The sequence below is a fragment of the Streptomyces sp. NBC_01506 genome (genome assembly GCF_045040295.1).
Taxonomy (GTDB): domain Bacteria; phylum Actinomycetota; class Actinomycetes; order Streptomycetales; family Streptomycetaceae; genus Streptomyces.
The window spans coordinates 7,533,598-7,550,989 of sequence record NZ_CP109422.1; the positions used below are offsets into that span (position 1 = coordinate 7,533,598).

The 17,392-nt window shown below is 70.1% G+C and carries 18 protein-coding genes; 8 read left to right on the forward strand and 10 right to left on the reverse strand.

Features of this window, described 5'->3' with window-relative positions; genetic code table 11:
* Positions 1-4: 4 nt before the first annotated feature.
* Positions 5-583: an alkaline shock response membrane anchor protein AmaP gene (amaP, locus tag OG329_RS33735; protein ID WP_405800269.1), complete on the forward strand. Its 579-nt coding sequence runs from the start codon at positions 5-7 to the stop codon at positions 581-583.
* A gap of 445 nt (positions 584-1,028) precedes the next feature.
* Here the strand turns inward: amaP and OG329_RS33740 are convergent, their stop codons facing one another.
* From OG329_RS33740 to OG329_RS33760, 5 genes are all read right to left on the reverse strand, one after another.
* A complete protein-coding gene (locus OG329_RS33740) occupies positions 1,029-1,784 on the reverse strand; it encodes an SDR family oxidoreductase (protein ID WP_405800270.1) in 756 nt (251 codons plus the stop codon).
* A 51-nt stretch (positions 1,785-1,835) separates the two neighbouring features.
* Positions 1,836-2,624 carry an SURF1 family protein gene (locus tag OG329_RS33745; protein ID WP_405800271.1) on the reverse strand — a complete coding sequence of 263 codons (789 nt, stop codon included), beginning with the start codon at positions 2,622-2,624 and terminating at the stop codon, positions 1,836-1,838.
* 98 nt (positions 2,625-2,722) lie between these two features.
* Entirely contained in the window at positions 2,723-2,956 is a 234-nt protein-coding gene (locus tag OG329_RS33750) for a hypothetical protein (RefSeq protein ID WP_354606005.1), read from the reverse strand.
* Between the two features lie 62 nt (positions 2,957-3,018).
* Entirely contained in the window at positions 3,019-4,053 is a 1,035-nt protein-coding gene (locus OG329_RS33755) for a DEDDh family exonuclease (protein ID WP_405800272.1), read from the reverse strand.
* Between the two features lie 180 nt (positions 4,054-4,233).
* Positions 4,234-5,766: a S8 family peptidase gene (locus tag OG329_RS33760; RefSeq protein WP_405800273.1), complete on the reverse strand. Its 1,533-nt coding sequence runs from the start codon at positions 5,764-5,766 to the stop codon at positions 4,234-4,236.
* Positions 5,767-6,001: 235 nt separating this feature from the next.
* On the opposite strand from OG329_RS33760, the gene OG329_RS33765 reads away from it, so the two are divergent.
* The 3 genes from OG329_RS33765 to moaA all read left to right on the forward strand — a co-directional run bounded on the left by OG329_RS33765 (position 6,002) and on the right by moaA (position 9,224).
* Entirely contained in the window at positions 6,002-6,373 is a 372-nt protein-coding gene (locus tag OG329_RS33765) for a DUF485 domain-containing protein (protein WP_405800274.1), read from the forward strand.
* Entirely contained in the window at positions 6,370-8,019 is a 1,650-nt protein-coding gene (locus OG329_RS33770; RefSeq protein ID WP_405800275.1) for a cation acetate symporter, read from the forward strand. The genes OG329_RS33765 and OG329_RS33770 overlap by 4 nt, the downstream gene beginning before the upstream one ends.
* A gap of 215 nt (positions 8,020-8,234) precedes the next feature.
* Positions 8,235-9,224 (forward strand): GTP 3',8-cyclase MoaA, encoded by a 990-nt coding sequence (gene moaA, locus OG329_RS33775; protein WP_405800276.1) that lies wholly within the window; start codon positions 8,235-8,237, stop codon positions 9,222-9,224.
* Here moaA and OG329_RS33780 read toward each other — a convergent pair.
* A complete protein-coding gene (locus OG329_RS33780; RefSeq protein WP_405800277.1) occupies positions 9,207-9,464 on the reverse strand; it encodes a hypothetical protein in 258 nt (85 codons plus the stop codon). The genes moaA and OG329_RS33780 overlap by 18 nt on opposite strands.
* Before the next feature lie 264 nt (positions 9,465-9,728).
* Positions 9,729-10,103, reverse strand: coding sequence for a DUF3099 domain-containing protein (locus tag OG329_RS33785; protein WP_405800278.1), 375 nt, complete (start codon positions 10,101-10,103; stop codon positions 9,729-9,731).
* A 217-nt stretch (positions 10,104-10,320) separates the two neighbouring features.
* Between OG329_RS33785 and OG329_RS33790 the strand changes: the two genes are divergently transcribed.
* The gene (locus OG329_RS33790; protein ID WP_405800279.1) at positions 10,321-10,608 is read left to right on the forward strand and encodes a GlsB/YeaQ/YmgE family stress response membrane protein; all 288 of its coding nucleotides are present in this window, start codon (positions 10,321-10,323) and stop codon (positions 10,606-10,608) included.
* 137 nt (positions 10,609-10,745) lie between these two features.
* Here OG329_RS33790 and tyrS read toward each other — a convergent pair whose 3' ends face one another.
* The 3 genes from tyrS to OG329_RS33805 all read right to left on the reverse strand — a co-directional run bounded on the left by tyrS (position 10,746) and on the right by OG329_RS33805 (position 15,088).
* On the reverse strand, positions 10,746-12,023 hold the full coding sequence (gene tyrS / locus OG329_RS33795; RefSeq protein WP_405800280.1) for a tyrosine--tRNA ligase: 1,278 nt from the start codon (positions 12,021-12,023) through the stop codon (positions 10,746-10,748).
* 67 nt (positions 12,024-12,090) lie between these two features.
* A complete protein-coding gene (locus tag OG329_RS33800) occupies positions 12,091-13,482 on the reverse strand; it encodes a metallopeptidase TldD-related protein (RefSeq protein ID WP_405800281.1) in 1,392 nt (463 codons plus the stop codon).
* Between the two features lie 82 nt (positions 13,483-13,564).
* Positions 13,565-15,088, reverse strand: a complete 1,524-nt coding sequence (locus OG329_RS33805) for a TldD/PmbA family protein (RefSeq protein WP_405800282.1) — start codon at positions 15,086-15,088, stop codon at positions 13,565-13,567.
* Positions 15,089-15,285: 197 nt separating this feature from the next.
* Between OG329_RS33805 and fabG the strand changes: the two genes are divergently transcribed.
* From fabG to OG329_RS33820, 3 genes are all read left to right on the forward strand, one after another.
* On the forward strand, positions 15,286-16,005 hold the full coding sequence (gene fabG, locus OG329_RS33810; RefSeq protein WP_405800283.1) for a 3-oxoacyl-[acyl-carrier-protein] reductase: 720 nt from the start codon (positions 15,286-15,288) through the stop codon (positions 16,003-16,005).
* Between the two features lie 4 nt (positions 16,006-16,009).
* Positions 16,010-16,780 carry an enoyl-ACP reductase FabI gene (fabI, locus tag OG329_RS33815; protein ID WP_405800284.1) on the forward strand — a complete coding sequence of 257 codons (771 nt, stop codon included), beginning with the start codon at positions 16,010-16,012 and terminating at the stop codon, positions 16,778-16,780.
* Between the two features lie 152 nt (positions 16,781-16,932).
* Entirely contained in the window at positions 16,933-17,370 is a 438-nt protein-coding gene (locus OG329_RS33820; RefSeq protein WP_405800285.1) for a hypothetical protein, read from the forward strand.
* Positions 17,371-17,392: the final 22 nt, after the last annotated feature.

Below are 17,392 nucleotides of genomic sequence, written 5' to 3' on the forward strand. Positions count from 1 at the left end.
CGGGATGCTCCGGGTCGTCAACCGTGTCCTGCTGGGCCTCGTCGGGCTGGCGCTGCTGTGCGTGGGCGGCGGGGTGCTCGCGACGGGCCTGGGCGTGTCCGTGCCGTCCTGGTGGCCGTACACCGGCAAGAAGGACGTGCTGCTGAGCGAGGCCGACCGCGACCGCTGGAGCGACCAGGGCTGGTGGTGGCCGGTCGTCATCGCGGTGCTCGCGGTCCTGGTGCTGCTGACGCTGTGGTGGCTGCTGTCCCAACTGCGGCGCGCACGGCTGGCGGAGGTGCTGGTCGAGAGCGGCGACGGCGAGGGTGCGCTGCTGCGGGGGCGGGCGCTGGAGAACGTCCTTCAGAGCGAGGCGCAGTCGCTGGAGGGCGTGTCCCGGGCGCGGGTGCGGCTGACGGGGCGGCGGAGCGCGCCGGAGGCGCGGGTGAAGCTGCTGCTGGAGCCGCACGTGGCGCCGGGGGAGGCGCTGGAGGGGCTGACGGGCGAGGCGGTGGCGCATGCGCGGGATTCGGCGGGGCTGGACGCGTTGCCGACGGAGGCGAGGTTGCGTGCCGCCAAGCATCGGGCGCGACGGGTGACGTGACCTTGCGGGTGCGGGTGCGGGTGCCGGGCCGCTGCGCGGGGCTGTTCCCCTACCCGCCCCTTCCCACAACCGGGGCTGCGCCCCGGACCCCGTACGGCCTTCGGTCGTGCCCTCAAACGCCGGGCGGGCTGGGTTTCGGGGCTCCGCCCCGGACCCCGTACGGCCTTCGGTCGTGCCCTCAAACGCCGGGCGGGCTGGGTTTCGGGGCTGCGCCCCGGGCCCCGTACGGCCTTCGGTCGTGCCCTCAAACGCCGGGCGGGCTGGGTTTCGGGGCTGCGCCCCGGGCCCCGTACGGCCTTCGGCCGTGCCCTCAAACGCCGGGCGGGCTGGGTTTCGGGGCTCCGCCCCGGGCCCCGCGCCTCAAACGCCGGCGAGGCTGAAGATGCCCGACCCCGCGCCTCAAACGACGGCGGGGCTGGTGGTGCCGGTGGGGCTGGAATGCGGGTCAGTAGCCGTGGCGGGTGCCGCCGTCGATGGGGAGCATCAGGCCCGTCAGGTAGGACGCCGCCGGGGAGAGCATGAACGCCGCCGTGCGGCCGAACTCCTGCGGGGTGCCGTAGCGGCGCAGGGGGATGCGGGACTCGTGGCTCGCCCGTGCCGCCGCCGGGTCGTCCGACAGGGAGTCCAGCTCGCGGACGCGATCCGTGTCGATCCGGGCCGGCAGCAGGCCGATCACGCGGATGCCGCGCGGGCCCACCTCGTCGGCCAGTGACTTCGCGAAGCCCGCGAGGCCCGGCCGCAGGCCGTTGGAGATCGTGAGTCCGCGGATCGGTTCGTAGACCGAGCCGGACAGCACGAGGCCGATCACCCCGCCGTCGCCCAGCTCCGCCGCCGCCGTGCGCGCCAGCCGTACCGCGCCCAGGAAGACCGAGTCGAACGCGGAGCGCCACTGCTCGTCCGTGGTGTCCAGGGCGAGCCCCGGCGGCGGGCCGCCGACGCTGATCAGGATCCCGTCGAAGCCGCCGAACCGCTCCCGCGCCACGGCGATCAGGCGTCGCGCGACAGCGGGATCGGCGTTGTCGGCCGCGACGCCGTACGCGTTCGGGCCGATCGAGGCCGCGGCCTCGGTGACGGACTTCTCGTCGCGCCCGGTGACGACCACTTTCGCGCCGTCCGCCGCCAGCGCCTCGGCGGACGCGCGTCCCAGTCCCCGGGACGCGCCGGTGACGACGTAGACACGGTCCTTCAGTCCAAGATCCATGGCCCTATCCTGCCTCCTCCGCCACGGCAAGTCGCCCAGTTGCCCGGCCGGTTACGCGGCGGCCGTCTCGCGCTCGACAGTGCCCCGGGCGGCGGCCGTCGCGCGGTCGCGCTTCTCGCGCCGTACGAGAATGACCCACCCGACAGGCACACCGGCGGTGAACAGCCACCACTGCACGGCGTACGCCATGTGCGCGCCGATCGAGCTGGAGTCGGGCTCCGGGATCTGCCGCGGGCTGTTGCCCGGCGCGGCGGGGGCGGTCTGTTCGATGTAGCCGCCGAGGACGGTCCGGCCGAGGGAAGCCGCCTGCTGCTCGCTGTTGATCAGCATGACCTGACGGTCCGGCAGGTCGCTGAGTTCCTTGATGCCGCTGGTGCCGGTCGTCTCGTCGGCCTTGAGCCGGCCGGTGACCGTGACCTCGCCCTTCGGCGCCGCCGGGATGTCGGGGAACGAACGCTGGTCGTCGGCGAAGGGGATCCAGCCGCGGTTGATGAGAACGGCGCGGCCGTCGTCCAGGACGAGCGGGGTCAGGACATGGAAGCCGACCGTTTCGTCGGCGTTGGTCCGGCGGCGTACGACGACCTCGTGCTCCGTGTCGTATCTGCCGGTGGCCTCGACCCGGCGCCAGAAGTCGGCGCGGGGGACGGTGTGGCCGGGGGAGGTGAGGTCGGTGACCGGGACCGGCTTCGCCTTGAGGTTGTCCGCGATCAGGGTGTTCTGCGCAACCCGGCGTTCGTGGCGGTGCAACTGCCAGAAACCCAGCTCGATCATCACGGGGATGAGGACGAGGGCGAGCAGGGTGAGGATCACCCACTGCCGCGACAAGAGGAAGCGGTACACGCCTTTGACGGTACCCGGCGCCGCCCGCGGCCCCGGCGGCGGGTCCGCCCACCGGTCCGCCCACCGGGCCGCCGCCCCGGTTCGTCGCAGGCCCGGCCTCACACCCGGTCGACGATGCCCACCTTCCCCTCGGCGCGGGCGCAGTGCGCGCCGCAGAACCACTGGCCGTCGACCTCGACGCCCTGGCCGATGATCTGGACCCGGCAGTGTTCACAGACGGGCGCCATGCGGTGGATGGCGCAGGAGAAGCAGTCGAAGACATGCACGGCGCCCTGCGCGTGCACCTCGAACGACATGCCGTACTCATTTCCGCAGACTTCGCAACGTGCCATGCGCCACAGGGTGGGACGCGGTGGCGCGGTGTGCGAGCGGAGGGCAGGCGAGTCGTGGCCAATCACCCGTCTGCCGGGGCGGGGGCCGGTACAGGGGCGGGAGCCGGTACGCGGTCGGCCACGCCGCCCGGCGCGGGCGCCACGTCGCGCAGCAGGTGCGTGAACGCCGCCTCGTCGATGACCGGCGTGCCGTACTCCGCCGCCTTCACCGTCTTCGACGTCGCCGACCCGGGGTCGTTCGTCACGAGCACACTCGTCTTGCGCGAGACGCTGGTCGCCACATGCAGCCCCGCCTCGATGGTCCGGTCCTCCAGCAGCTCACGGTCGACCGACGTGTCACCCGAGAAGGCCACCCGCATCCCCTGCGCGAGCGGCTTGTCGCTCTCGTACCGCCCGGGGTTCGGATACGGGCAGGCCGGGAGCCGGCGCGAGGGCCGCCAGGTCGTCGGACGGTGCGTCGGCTGATGGCCGATCAGCGGCGCCGCCGGGCTGTCCGACCACTCCGTGAGCGGCCGGCACTCGAGCAGCGGCAGCCGCACCCCGCCCCGCGCCGCCGCGTGCAGACTCGGCCGGAACGCCTCCGCGAGCACGCGCGCGTCGTCCAGCGCGTGGTGCGCGCGCTGCTGCGCGACGCCGAAGTGCTCGGCGAGCGTGGCCAACTTGTGGTTGGGCAGCGGCAGTCGCAGCTCCTTGGCGAGCGCGATCGTGCACAGCCGCTGGCGCGTGGGCGCGACCGCCTTCGCGCGGGCGTACTCCCGCGAGATCATCGACCAGTCGAAGAACGCGTTGTGCGCGACGAGCACCCGGTCCGCCAGCCGCCGTGAGAACTCCCGCTCGACGTCCCTGAACAGCGGTGCGCCCGCCAGCACATCGGTCGTCAGCCCATGGATCCAGACGGGCCCCGGATCGCGCTCGGGGTTGACCAGCGTGTACCAGTGGTCCTCGACGTTGCCCAGCGCGTCCAGTCGGTACACCGCCGCGGACACTATCCGGTCGTCACGGGCGAGTCCGGTGGTCTCCACGTCGACGACCGCGTATCCCCGGGGGTACGCGGCCGGCCACATCGCTGAAGTCGCAGGGTCGTCGAGCATGGTCACAGAGAATACGGGCCGCGACTGACACTCCGTGACGCGCCTCCGCCCGGCCCCCGACTCGCGCCCCGCGCAAGGGCGTTGGGCGACGGGCTCGGGCCCCGCCCGGCCGACGAGGAACGGCGCCGGACATGAGTGAGCGGGCCGCCCCATCGGACGGCCCGCTCACCCGGTCGAGCGATCGCGTTACCGGCGGACGGCGTCCAGCGCGTCGATCACGCCGGCTCCGTAGAAGCCGTTCTTGTTCTTGCCGCCCTCGCACACCGCGTCGACGGTGCCGTCACCGTCGATGTCGTACGGGTTGGTGCACGCCGTCGCGTCGGCCTGGGCCGTCAGCAACGCCTTGACCAGCCACGGCGAGGCGTACGGGTGGGTCGACTTGATCAGCGCCGCGACACCCGCCGCGTGCGGGGAAGCCATCGATGTACCGCCCTTGTAGCCGAAGCCACCACCGGGCAGCGTGCTCAGGATCAGACCGTTGACGGCGGGCGCCTGAGGCGTCTGGTACGCCGTCCGGTCGCCGCCGGGAGCGGCGACGTCGATCACGCCGAGGCCGTAGTTGGAGTACGACGCCTTCAGGTTCTTCGCACCGGTCGCCGAGACCGTGACGACACCCGACACCTGGGACGGGATGTCCAGGCACTCGGAGGGGTCGATCACGCGCTCGCCGGGAGTGGTGTCGTTCGGGCTGGAGTCGTCCGTCAGTTCGTCGGCGGCCAGATCCATGTCGGAGTTGCCGGCGGCGGCGACGTTCACGACGCCCTTGCCCTCGGCGTACCGGGTGGCCCGCGTGACGGCGTCGGCCAGAGCCTTCTGGTCCGGGTCGTCCTCGCAGTTGAACAGCCACGGGTCGGTGTAGTAGCTGTTGTTCGTCACATCGACGCCGTGCTCGGCGGCCCACACGAAGCCGCAGACGACCGCCTCCGTGTAGAAGAAGCCGTCGGGCTGCGACACCTTGATGCCGGAGACCTTCACGCCCGGAGCGACACCGGTGACACCCGTGCCGTTCTTGGCCGCGGCGATCGTGCCCGCGACGTGCGTGCCGTGGTCACTCTCCCCGGGGCCGGGACGCCAGGCGCCGTCCGCCGTGTTGGGCGTACCGCCCACACAGTTGACCGAGGCGGCCCGGTCGAAGTTCGGCGCGAGGTCGGGGTGGGTGTCGTCGACACCCGTGTCGATCACAGCGACCGTGACCTTGCTGCTGCCGAGCGACTTCTCGTGCGCCTTGTCGGCCTTGATGGCCGGCAGGTCCCACTGAAGGGGCTCCAGCGCGTCCTGGTCGCCGGTCGCCTGCGCCTCGGCGGCCTTCGCCTCCTTGGCCGACAGCGGCTGCTCGGCCTCGATGTCCGTGGTGGTCTGGGCCGCCAGCGGCTTCGTACGGGTGGCGCCCGCCGAAGAGACTCCCCGCACCGCGCGGATCGTCTTACCGAACTCCGGGTTCTGCGAGTGGACGACGATGACACCTATCTGGTCATAGGCGATCACCACTGTCCCGCCGGCCTTGGCGATGGCCTTCTTCACCGATTTGACGGTGGAGTGCCCGCCGTTGGTGTTCACGACGTACGACAGCTTCGGGCCGTCCGCCGAGACAGCGGCCGGGGTGTTGTCGACGGGCGCCGCCGACGCCGACCCGGCCGGCAGGAAGCCGAGCGAGGCGATGAGCGCCAGACCGACGGGCAGAGCCAGTGCGCGCCGCCGTCTGGATCTCAGATGAGCCATGGGTTCTCCACATCATCCGTGAGGCCGCCCCTGCGCACGCTGCGCATGGGCGGGTACATGACGAGTGAAGCTATCGCTGATCATCCCTGCTCATCAATGACTTCGGGAAGAAAAACGCGGGTGTTGAACCGCTTCGGCCCGCTCTCCGTGCCGTTGTCAGGGGGTGAACCAACCTCCCCCGCAGTCAGCGCCCCCACAGCCCACCCCTACCGCACCCGCGTCACGAGGAGATTCCGTGGCTACCGATGGACCGCCGCCGCCCCAGGGCGAATCGGACACCAGCATGCCCGCCCAGCCCACGACAGCACAGTTCGTCAAGGTCCAGGAGAGCCCCGAGTTCGGCGAACTGCGCCGTACGTACCGCTCCTTCGCCTTCCCCCTGACCGTCGCCTTCATCGCCTGGTACCTCCTGTACGTCCTGCTGTCCAACTACGCCGGCGGGTTCATGGGCACCAAGCTGTTCGGCAACATCAACGTCGCCTTCGTCTTCGGCCTCGGTCAGTTCCTCACCACCTTCCTCATCGCCTGGTTCTACTCGAAGTTCGCATCGCGGAAGCTCGACCCCAAGGGCGCGGCGATCAAGTCCCGTATGGAGGCCGACCTGTGAGCCCGACCATCCATCTCAGTGACGCCGTGGGAATCCAACTGGCCGCCGACACCGACGCCAGTGAGCACCGGCCGCTCATCATCACGCTGTTCGCCCTGTTCGTCGTCGCGACCCTGATCATCACCGTGTGGGCCGGCCGGCAGACCAAGAGCGCCGCCGACTTCTACGCGGGCGGACGGCAGTTCACCGCCTTCCAGAACGGACTCGCGGTCTCCGGCGACTACATGTCCGCCGCCTCGTTCCTCGGTATCGCCGGCGCCATCGCCCTGTTCGGATACGACGGGTTCCTGTACTCCATCGGCTTCCTGGTCGCCTGGCTCGTCGCGCTGCTGCTCGTCGCCGAACCACTGCGCAACTCCGGCCGGTACACGATGGGCGACGTCCTCGCCTACCGGATGCGCCAGCGCCCCGTCCGTACGGCGGCGGGCGCCTCCACCATCGTCGTGTCGATCTTCTACCTGCTCGCCCAGATGGCCGGCGCGGGCGTGCTCGTCTCGCTGCTGCTCGGCATCACCAGCGACGCGGGCAAGATCCTCATCGTCGCCCTCGTCGGCATCCTGATGATCGTGTACGTCACCATCGGCGGCATGAAGGGCACCACCTGGGTCCAGATGGTCAAGGCCGTCCTGCTCATCGCGGGCACCCTGCTCATCACCTTCCTGGTGCTGCTGAAGTTCAACTTCAACGTCTCCGACCTGCTCGGCACCGCCGCCTCCAACAGCGGCAAGGGCTCGGCCTTCCTGGAGCCGGGACTCAAGTACGGCCTCACGGAGACCTCGAAGCTCGACTTCATCTCGCTGGGCATCGCGCTCGTCCTGGGCACCGCCGGACTGCCGCACATCCTGATCCGCTTCTACACCGTGCCCACGGCCAAGGCGGCCCGTAAGTCCGTCAACTGGGCCATCGGCATCATCGGCGGCTTCTACCTGATGACCATCGCCCTGGGCTTCGGCGCCGCGGCGCTGCTCACTCCCAAGGAGATCACCGACTCCAACCCGGCGGGCAACACGGCCGCGCCACTGCTCGCCATGGAGATCGGCGGCGGCGGGGACTCCACCGGCGGCGCCATCCTGCTCGCCATCATCTCCGCGGTCGCCTTCGCGACCATCCTCGCGGTCGTGGCCGGTCTGACACTGGCGTCCTCGTCGTCCTTCGCGCACGACATCTACGCCAACGTCATCCGCCGCGGCAAGGCCACCGAGAAGGAGGAGGTGCGCGCGGCGCGCTACGCGACCGTCGCCATCGGCATCGTCTCCATCGCGCTCGGCGCCCTCGCCCGCGATCTGAACGTCGCCGGTCTGGTGGCCCTCGCCTTCGCGGTCGCCGCCTCCGCCAACCTGCCGACCCTCCTCTACAGCCTCTTCTGGAAGAGGTTCACGACGGTGGGCGCGCTCTGGTCGATCTACGGCGGTCTGGCCTCGTCCGTCCTGCTGGTGCTGTTCTCGCCGGTCGTCTCCAGCAAGCCCAGCTCGATGTTCCCGGACGTGGACTTCGCCTTCTTCCCGCTGGAGAACCCGGGCCTGATCTCGATCCCGCTGGGCTTCCTGCTCGGCTGGCTGGGATCGGTCCTCTCCAAGGAGGAGCCGGACGTCAAGAAGTACGCGGAACTGGAGGTCAAGTCGCTCACCGGCACCGGAGCGCACTGATCGTCTTCACCGGAACGAGAGCTTTTGGCGTGGCCGCGTCGTACAGTCCTACGACGCGGCCACGCCGCTCCTCGTGGCAAACGGCCCCCTGTCGTTGTCACAGGTCTGCCGTAGGCTCGGAAGATCAGGCACGCCGAGGACCCGGGAAGCCGGCGCCCCGGACGTATACAAGAGGCACCACGGCATCACGGCACCACGAGGGAAGGGGGCTCACCGTGCTCATCGACACTTACGGCCGCGTCGCGACCGACCTGCGGGTCTCGCTCACCGACAAGTGCAATCTCCGGTGTACGTACTGCATGCCGGAAGAGGGCCTTCAGTGGCTCGCGAAGCCCGATCTGCTGACCGACGACGAGATCGTCAGACTCGTCCGCGTGGCCGTGACCCGACTGGGGATCCGCGACGTCCGCTTCACCGGCGGCGAGCCGCTGCTGCGGCCCGGTCTCGTCGGGATAGTCGAGCGGTGCGCGGCCCTCGCCCCGCGCCCCAAGATGTCGCTGACGACCAACGGCATCGGGCTGGGGCGTACGGCCGCCGCGCTCAAGGCCGCCGGACTCAACCGCGTCAACGTCTCGCTCGACACCCTGCGCCGCGACGTCTTCAAGACCCTCACCCGGCGCGACCGCCATCAGGACGTGCTCGACGGTCTGGCCGCCGCGCGCGAGGTGGGGCTGACCCCCGTCAAGGTCAACACCGTGCTGATGCCGGGGCTCAACGGCGACGAGGCCCCCGATCTGCTCGCCTGGGCCGTCGGACACGGCTACGAGCTGCGGTTCATCGAACAGATGCCCCTCGACGCCCAGCACGGCTGGAAGCGCGACGGAATGATCACCGCGGGCGACATCCTCCAGTCGCTGAGCAGCCGCTTCACCCTCACCGAGGAGGGCGGCGAGGAGCGCGGATCCGCCCCGGCCGAGCGCTGGATCGTGGACGGCGGACCGCACCGGGTCGGCGTCATCGCCTCCGTCACCCGCCCGTTCTGCTCGGCCTGCGACCGTACGAGACTCACCGCGGACGGTCAGGTGCGCAACTGTCTGTTCGCCCGTGAGGAGACCGACCTGCGCGCGGCCCTGCGCTCGGACGCCACCGACGAGGACATCGCGAGGCTCTGGAAGCTGGCGATGTGGGGCAAGAAGGCGGGCTCCGGCCTGGACGACCCGGCGTTCCTCCAGCCCGACCGGCCCATGTCAGCCATCGGCGGCTGAGCGCTCCCGCTCCCACTCGGCGAGAGTGACCACGTCCTTGAGGAAGCCGCGGACACCGAGGAACGACGACAGGTGTTCGCGGTGCTCCTCGCAGGCCAGCCAGGTCTTACGGCGCTCGGGCGTATGCAGCTTGGGGTTGTTCCACGCCAGCACCCACACGGCGGCGGCGCGGCAGCCCTTGGCCGAACAGACAGGTCCGTCGGGACCGGAAGCGGCGCCGGGAGAATCGAAGAGGTCCACGGCCTCAAGCCTAGGGGGTGACGAGGGGGTGTCCCTCAACCGGTGGCCCAGGGGCATACGCCCCGATCACGGGAGGAAACGCTGTCGAAAAAGGCGACGCCGAGCAGCCACGGGGGGAGCTGCCCGGCGTCGGTCCGTCGCTCCGACGGGGGATGCGGAGCGCCTACAAAGTATGTCACGGCTATTGGGGTCAGGTGCACCGGAACTTCATGATTGATCTGAGCTTTTCTTGAGCTTCGAATTAGTCCGGCCCAAGCCGCAGGCTCATGCCCGCTCGTGCGGGGGAGCGGGGTGTCCGTACTCCGCGGACCGCGCACCGGATTCCGCTCCGCCCGCCGCGGGGGCGGGAGCGATCATCGGCCGGGCCTGCGGGCCGATATGACCGGACGGCAGCGAACGGGCCCTCTCCCGGCCCCCGTTGGCGATCACGACGGCCGCGTAGGGCAGTAAAATGCCCAGCACGAGCCCGGCGATCGCCACATGACGCTCCACGTTCCACAGCACCACCGCCAGGATGATCCCCAGCGTGCGCACCAGCATGGAGATGACATAGCGCCGCTGTCTGCCGCGCACGTCCTCGTCGAGCCCCCGCCTCGCACCCGTGATCTGAAAGACCTCGGCGCTGCGCTGCTTCCGCATCACGACCCACCACCCGATTCCCTCGCCGGCCGTTCCCCGTGCCGGACCCGCCCAACGGTACGCCCGCAGTGCGCCGCCTACGAGAGGGGGGACCGCTCGACGCGGGCGCATCACGCCCACGCCCGGCCACGTACGGCCCTGTTCGGCATGCGACGTACGAAGGACACACCCAGACTTGGTCGCACACGCGCAGAGCGCGCCGCACGAGGAGGCGACCATGAGTTGGTTGTGGGCAATCATCGTGGGTCTGGTGCTGGGTCTGATCGCCAAGGCGATCATCCCCGGCAAGCAGCGGATCCCACTGTGGCTGACTACCGTGTTCGGAATCCTGGGCAGCATCCTCGGAAACGCGGCGGCGGGCTGGCTGGGAGTCGAGGACACCAAGGGCATCGACTGGACACGGCATGTGCTCCAGTTGGTCGGCGCCATCCTCGTCGTGGGGGTGGGCGACATGCTCTGGGCGTCGGTCCGGGGCTCCAGGAGACGGACGAAAGCGCCCAGATGACGACCGGCCCCGAGCGGGCCCGGCGGCGGACAGTGTGACGGCCCGGTACGCGTTGCGGCGTACCGGGCCGTGACACTGTCCTACGACGCCCGCCGACCGACCAACGCCGTCCGCCGACCGCGCCGGCGGCCCTCCCGTCAGGAGGCCGCGTCCGCCGTCACCTCGACCGCGGCGAGGTTCTTCTTGCCGCGCCGCAGCACCAGCCAGCGCCCGTGCAGCAGCTCCCCGGCGTCCGGTACGGCTTCGGCGTCCGTGACCTTGACGTTGTTCACGTACGCCCCGCCCTCCTTCACCGTGCGCCGGGCCGCCGACTTGCTCGGCGCCAGCCCGACCTCCGTCAGCAGATCCACCATCGGCACCAGCTCGGCCACCCGCGCGTGCGGCACCTCCGACAGCGCCGCCGCCAGCGTCGCCGCGTCGAGACCCGTCAGCTCACCCTGCCCGAACAACGCCTTCGACGCCGCGACCACACCCGCGCACTGATCGGCGCCGTGGACCAGCGTCGTCAGCTCCTCGGCCAGCGCGCGCTGCGCCGCGCGGGCCTGCGGGCGCTCCTCGGTCAGCTTCTCCAGCTCCTCGATCTCCGCGCGGGACTTGAAGCTGAAGATCCGCAGGAACTTCGAGACGTCCCGGTCGTCCGCGTTCAGCCAGAACTGGTAGAACGCGTACGGTGTCGTCCGCTCGGGGTCCAGCCAGACCGTGCCGGACTCCGTCTTGCCGAACTTCGTACCGTCGGCCTTCGTGATCAGCGTGGTCGCCAGGGCGTGCACCGACGCCTCGGGCTCGACCCGGTGGATCAGGTCCGTACCCGCCGTGAGGTTGCCCCACTGGTCACTGCCGCCGGTCTGGAGCGTGCAGCTGTAGCGCCGGTACAGCTCCAGGAAGTCCATGCCCTGGAGGATCTGGTAGCTGAACTCGGTGTAGCTGATGCCCGCGTCGGAGTTCAGCCGCCGTGCGACCGCCTCCTTCGCGATCATCTTGTTGACCCGGAAGTACTTCCCGACGTCGCGCAGGAAGCTGATCGCCGACATGCCCGACGTCCAGTCCAGGTTGTTGACCATGGTCGCCGCGTACGGACCGTCGAAGTCCAGGTACCGCTCGATCTGCCCGCGCAGCCGTTCCACCCACTCGCCGACGACCTCGGGCGCGTTCAGCGTGCGCTCCGAGTTCGGCTTGGGGTCGCCGATCAGCCCCGTCGCCCCGCCGACCAGCCCCAGCGGGCGGTTCCCCGCCTGCTGGAGCCGGCGCATGGTGAGGATCTGGACCAGATTCCCCAGATGCAGGCTGGGTGCGGTCGGGTCGAAGCCGCAATAGAACGTGACGGGGCCGTCCGCGAACGCCTTGCGCAACGCGTCCTCGTCGGTGGACAGGGCGATCAGCCCGCGCCACCGCAGCTCCTCGACGATATCCGTCACGTTTCTCGTGTCTCCTTCGATGAGTCAGGTCCGTCCGGCGTCCATGACAGCCGAACGCCTGAAGAGGTTATACGCCCTGGCTGACCGAACTCATATTGAAATCCGGCACCCGCAGCGCGGGCATCGCCGCCCGAGTGAAGTAGTCGCCCCACTCACGCGGCAGCGTCTTCTGCGTCCGTCCCGCCTCCGACGCCCGCGAGAGCAGACCGACCGGCGACTCGTTGAAGCGGAAGTTGTTCACCTCGCCGACGACCTCGCCGTCCTCGACCAGGTAGACACCGTCGCGGGTCAGCCCCGTCAGCAGCAGCGTCGCCGGATCGACCTCGCGGATGTACCACAGACAGGTCAGCAGCAGCCCGCGCGAGGTATCGGCGACCATCTCCTGAAGCGAACGCTCACCGCCGCCGTCCAGGATCAGGTTGTCGACGGCCGGCGCGAGCGGCAGCCCGGTCAGCTCCGCGCTGTGCCGGGTGGTGACCAGCCGGTCCAGCTTCCCGTCCCGGATCCAGTCGGTCGCCGTCAGCGGCAGTCCGTTGTCGAACACCGACGAGTCGTCGCCCGACGCGTGCGCGATCACGAACGGGGCGGATTCCAGGCCCGGTTCGGCCGGGTCGCTGCGCAGCGACAGCGGCAGCTCGGCGAGGGTGTCGCCGACGCGGGTGCCACCGCCGGGCTTGGAGAAGACCGTACGGCCCTCGGCGGCGTCCCGCGCGGACGACGACCACAACTGGTAGATCAGCAGATCGGCCACCGCCGTGGGCGGCAGCAGCGTCTCGTACCGGCCCGCCGGCAGATCGATCCGGCGCTCCGCCCAGGCCAGCCGCTTCGCCAGCTCCGCGTCGAGCGCCGCCGGATCGACATCCTTGAAGTCACGCGTCGCCCGCCCCGCCCAGGCCGACCGCGACCGGTCGGGGGACTTGGCGTTCAGCTCCAGGGTGCCGTTGGGCTGGTCATGACGGAGCCGTACGCCCGTGGACGTACCCAGATACGTCGACGTCAGCTCATGGTTCGCGAAGCCGTACAGCTCACGGCCGCCGGCTCTGGCGCGCGCGAAGGACTCGCCGAGCGCGGGCGCGAAGTCGGCGAAGACGGCGGACGTCGTCTCGGCGGGCGCGTCGGTGAAGTCCTCGGACACCGGACCGGCCTCCACGAGCGGCCGGGCGTCCTCCGCCGGACCCGCACCCCGGGCGGCGGCCTCGGCGGCACGGACCAGCGGCTCCAACTCGTGGGCGGTGACGGCGGATCGCGACACCACGCCGGAGGCGGTGCCCTCCTTGCCGTCGACGGTCGCGATGACGGTGAGCGTACGGCCCCGGGTCAGCCCGTTCGTCGTCAGCGCGTTGCCCGCCCAGCGCAGATTGGCGGTCGAACTCTCCTCGGCGATGACCACGCAGCCGTCGGCGGTGGACAGTTCGAGGGCCCGCTCGACGATCTCGTGCGGCTTGCTGCTCGTGCTCAACTTCCGGCCTCCTGCGTCGTGTTGAGGCTGTGCTGTCCCGGGGGGCAACCCCCGGACCCCCGGCCGATTCCCGTGGTCGCCGTCATCGTCCGGCCTCCTGCGTCGTGTTGAGAATGTTCACACCTCGGAACAGGGCCGACGGGCAGCCGTGGGAGACCGACGCCACCTGGCCCGGCTGGGCCTTGCCGCAGTTGAACGCGCCGCCGAGTACATACGTCTGCGGGCCGCCGACCGCCTCCATCGAGCCCCAGAAGTCCGTCGTCGTCGCCTGATAGGCGACATCGCGCAACTGCCCGGCCAGTTGGCCGTTCTCGATCCGGAAGAACCGCTGCCCGGTGAACTGGAAGTTGTAGCGCTGCATGTCGATCGACCACGAACGGTCGCCGACCACATAGATCCCGCGCTCCACACCGCCGATCAGATCCTGGGTGCCGAGCCCGCCCGGATCCGGCTTCAGCGACACGTTCGCCATGCGCTGCACCGGCACATGGCCCGGCGAGTCGCCGTACGCGCAGCCGTTGGAGCGGTCGAAGCCCGTGAGCTTCGCGATCCGCCGGTCCAACTGGTAGCCGACGAGCGTGCCGTCCTTGACGAGGTCCCACGACTGGGCCTCGACGCCCTCGTCGTCGTACCCGATCGTCGCAAGACCGTGCTCCGCCGTCCGGTCACCCGTCACATTCATGATCGACGAGCCGTACGCCAGCTTCCCCAACTGGTCGAAGGTCGCGAAGGACGTCCCCGCGTACGCCGCCTCGTACCCCAGCGCCCGGTCCAGCTCCGTCGCGTGCCCGATCGACTCGTGGATCGTCAGCCAGAGGTTCGACGGGTCGACCACCAGGTCGTACGTCCCCGCCTCGACGCTCGGCGCGCGCATCTTCTCGGCGAGCAGCGCCGGAATCCGCTCCAGCTCGGAGTCCCAGTCCCAGCCGGTGCCCGTCAGATACTCCCAGCCCCGGCCGGCCGGCGGCGCGATCGTGCGCATCGAGTCGAACTCGCCGCTCTCGCCGTCCACGGCGACCGCCGAGAGCTGCGGGTGCAGCCGCACGCGCTGCTGCGTGGTGACGGTGCCCGCCGTGTCCGCGTAGAACTTGTTCTCGTGGACGGTCAGCAGCGAGGCGTCCACATGCGCGACGCCCTCCCCGCGCAGCAGTCGCGCGCTCCACTCCGCGAGAAGTCCACTCTTGTCCTCGTCGGGTACCTCGAACGGGTCGATGTCGTACGCCGACACCCAGGTCTTCTCCGCGTGCACCGGCTCATCCGCCAGCTCCACGCGCTCGTCCGAACCCGCCGCCGCGATCACCTTCGCCGACAACTTGGCCATCGCCACGGCCTGTCCGGCGACCCTGGCCGCCGCGTCCATCGTCAGATCGACCCCGGAGGCGAACCCCCAGGCGCCACCGTGCACGACACGGACCGCGTAACCGACATCGGTCGAGTCCGACGACCCGGCGGGCCTGGCGTCCCGCAGCCGCCAGGCCGCGCTGCGTACCCGCTCGAACCGGAAGTCGGCATGATCGGCACCGAGGGCACGCGCCCTGGCGAGCGCCGCGTCGGCGAGCGCCCTCAGCGGCAGTGCCAGAAACGACTGATCTACCTCATGGGGCACGTCGGCCTCCCTTTCACACGCCTCGGTAAAGGTGTCCGCAGTGAATCATGCGGTACGAGAGGGAGTTTCGCCGCGTTTATGTAGGGACCCCACAGTGACCGTCCCGAGGCGCTGTCAATGCCCGAGTCCACGGAGCGGCTGATCGACCGATAGGTTTTCCAGGTACCAACAGCTAGACAGCTACGAAAGGTGCTCCGTTGAGCCGCTCGGTTCTCGTCACCGGAGGAAACCGGGGCATCGGCCTTGCCATTGCCCTGGCTTTCGTCGGCAACGGCGACAAGGTCGCCATCACCTACCGCACGGGCGAACCGCCCAAGGACCTGACCGAGTCGGGTGTCCTGGCCGTCCGGTGTGACATCACCGACGCCGAGCAGGTGGAGCAGGCATACAAGGAGATCGAGGAGACGCACGGCCCGGTGGAGGTGCTGGTCGCCAACGCCGGTGTGACAAAGGACCAGTTGCTGATGCGGATGTCGGAGGAGGACTTCACGTCCGTCCTCGACACCAACCTCACCGGCACCTTCCGCGTCGTCAAGCGCGCCAACCGGGCCATGCTGCGCGCCAAGCGCGGACGCGTCGTCCTCATCTCGTCGGTGGTCGGCCTGCTGGGCTCGGCCGGCCAGGCGAACTACGCGGCCTCCAAGGCCGGGCTTGTCGGCTTCGCCCGCTCGCTCGCCCGTGAACTCGGCTCGCGCAACATCACGTTCAACGTCGTCGCGCCCGGCTTCGTGGACACCGACATGACCAAGGTGCTCACCGACGAGCAGCGCGCGAACATCGTCGCCCAAGTCCCCCTCGGCCGTTACGCACAGCCCGAGGAGATCGCGGCCACGGTCCGCTTCCTCGCCTCGGACGACGCCGCGTACATCACTGGAGCCGTCATTCCCGTTGACGGCGGATTGGGCATGGGTCACTGATCACATGAGTGGAATCCTCGCCGGCAAGCGCATTCTCGTCACAGGTGTCCTCACCGAGTCCTCCATCGCCTTCCACGCCGCCAAGATCGCGCAGGAGGAGGGCGCGGACGTCATCCTCACCGGCTACGGGCGTCTGTCGCTCGTGGAGCGCATCGCCAAGCGGCTGCCCAAGCCCGCCCCCGTCATCGAGGTGGACGTCGCCAACCAGGAGCACCTGGACGGCCTCGCCGACCGCATCCGTGAGCACCAGGGGGAGGGCGCGAGCCTCGACGGCGTCGTGCACTCGATCGCCTTCGGCCCGCAGGGAGTCTTCAACTTCCTGGAGGCCGAGTGGGAGGACGTCGGCACGGCGTTGCACGTCTCGGCGTACTCGCTCAAGTCGCTGACCATGGCCTGTCTGCCGCTGATGGAGCGCGGCGGCTCGGTCGTCGGGATGACCTTCGACGCGCAGTTCGCCTGGCCCAAGTACGACTGGATGGGCGTCGCCAAGGCGGCGCTCGAGTCCACGAACCGCTATCTGGCGCGTGACCTGGGCCCCAGGAACATCCGCTGCAACCTCGTGTCGGCCGGCCCCGTCAAGTCGATGGCCGCCAAGTCCATTCCGGGCTTCGAGGAGCTGGCCGACGTGTGGAACCACCGCGCGCCGATCGGCTGGGACCTGGCCGACCCGGACCCGGCGGGGCGCGGTGTCGTCGGACTGCTGTCGGACTTCTTCCCGAAGACGACGGGCGAGATCCTGCACGTCGACGGCGGCGTCCACATGATGGGTGCCTGACCTTACGGATCGACGTCCGGGAAGCCGCGTGACCGCCTGAGGGCGGCACGCGGCTTCCTCGCGTCGCGGAGCGTCACCGCTCACCGTCCGTGGTCGTCCGAGTCGTTGAGAGCGACGACCGGCCGCACACTGATCGGGGAGGAGGTGTCGCTGTGTACCGCAGAGCGCGCAAGGTGGCTGCCTCGCTGACCGTGGCGGTGCTGATCGTCGCGGGCCTCGCCGTCACCGCCGTCGTACGGGACGATCCGCCGCTCCCGCCGGTCAGGACGTCGGTGGCGGACATGACCGGTGCCGGGACGGTGGCGGTGGACGACGGTGACGACGGTGGTGACCGCGACGAGGGGGAGCGCGACCCGTTCGGGGCCTCCTGCCGTACGGCGATCGAGGGCTCGTCCGTGACCGCGTTCTGCCACAACCCGTACCCCGGCACCGATCGCGTACGGCTGCACATAGAGTGCGCGCGCTGGTGGGACGTCGACTCGGACAGCGCTCCCGCCGATGCCGGGCCCGCCGGCTATGTCAGGCTCGCCGGACGCTGCTGGAAGGAAGTCGAATCGGCCTGGGTCAGCCACGCACGCGTCGCGCCCTGACCGGTCCTCTGCCGCCTGTCGC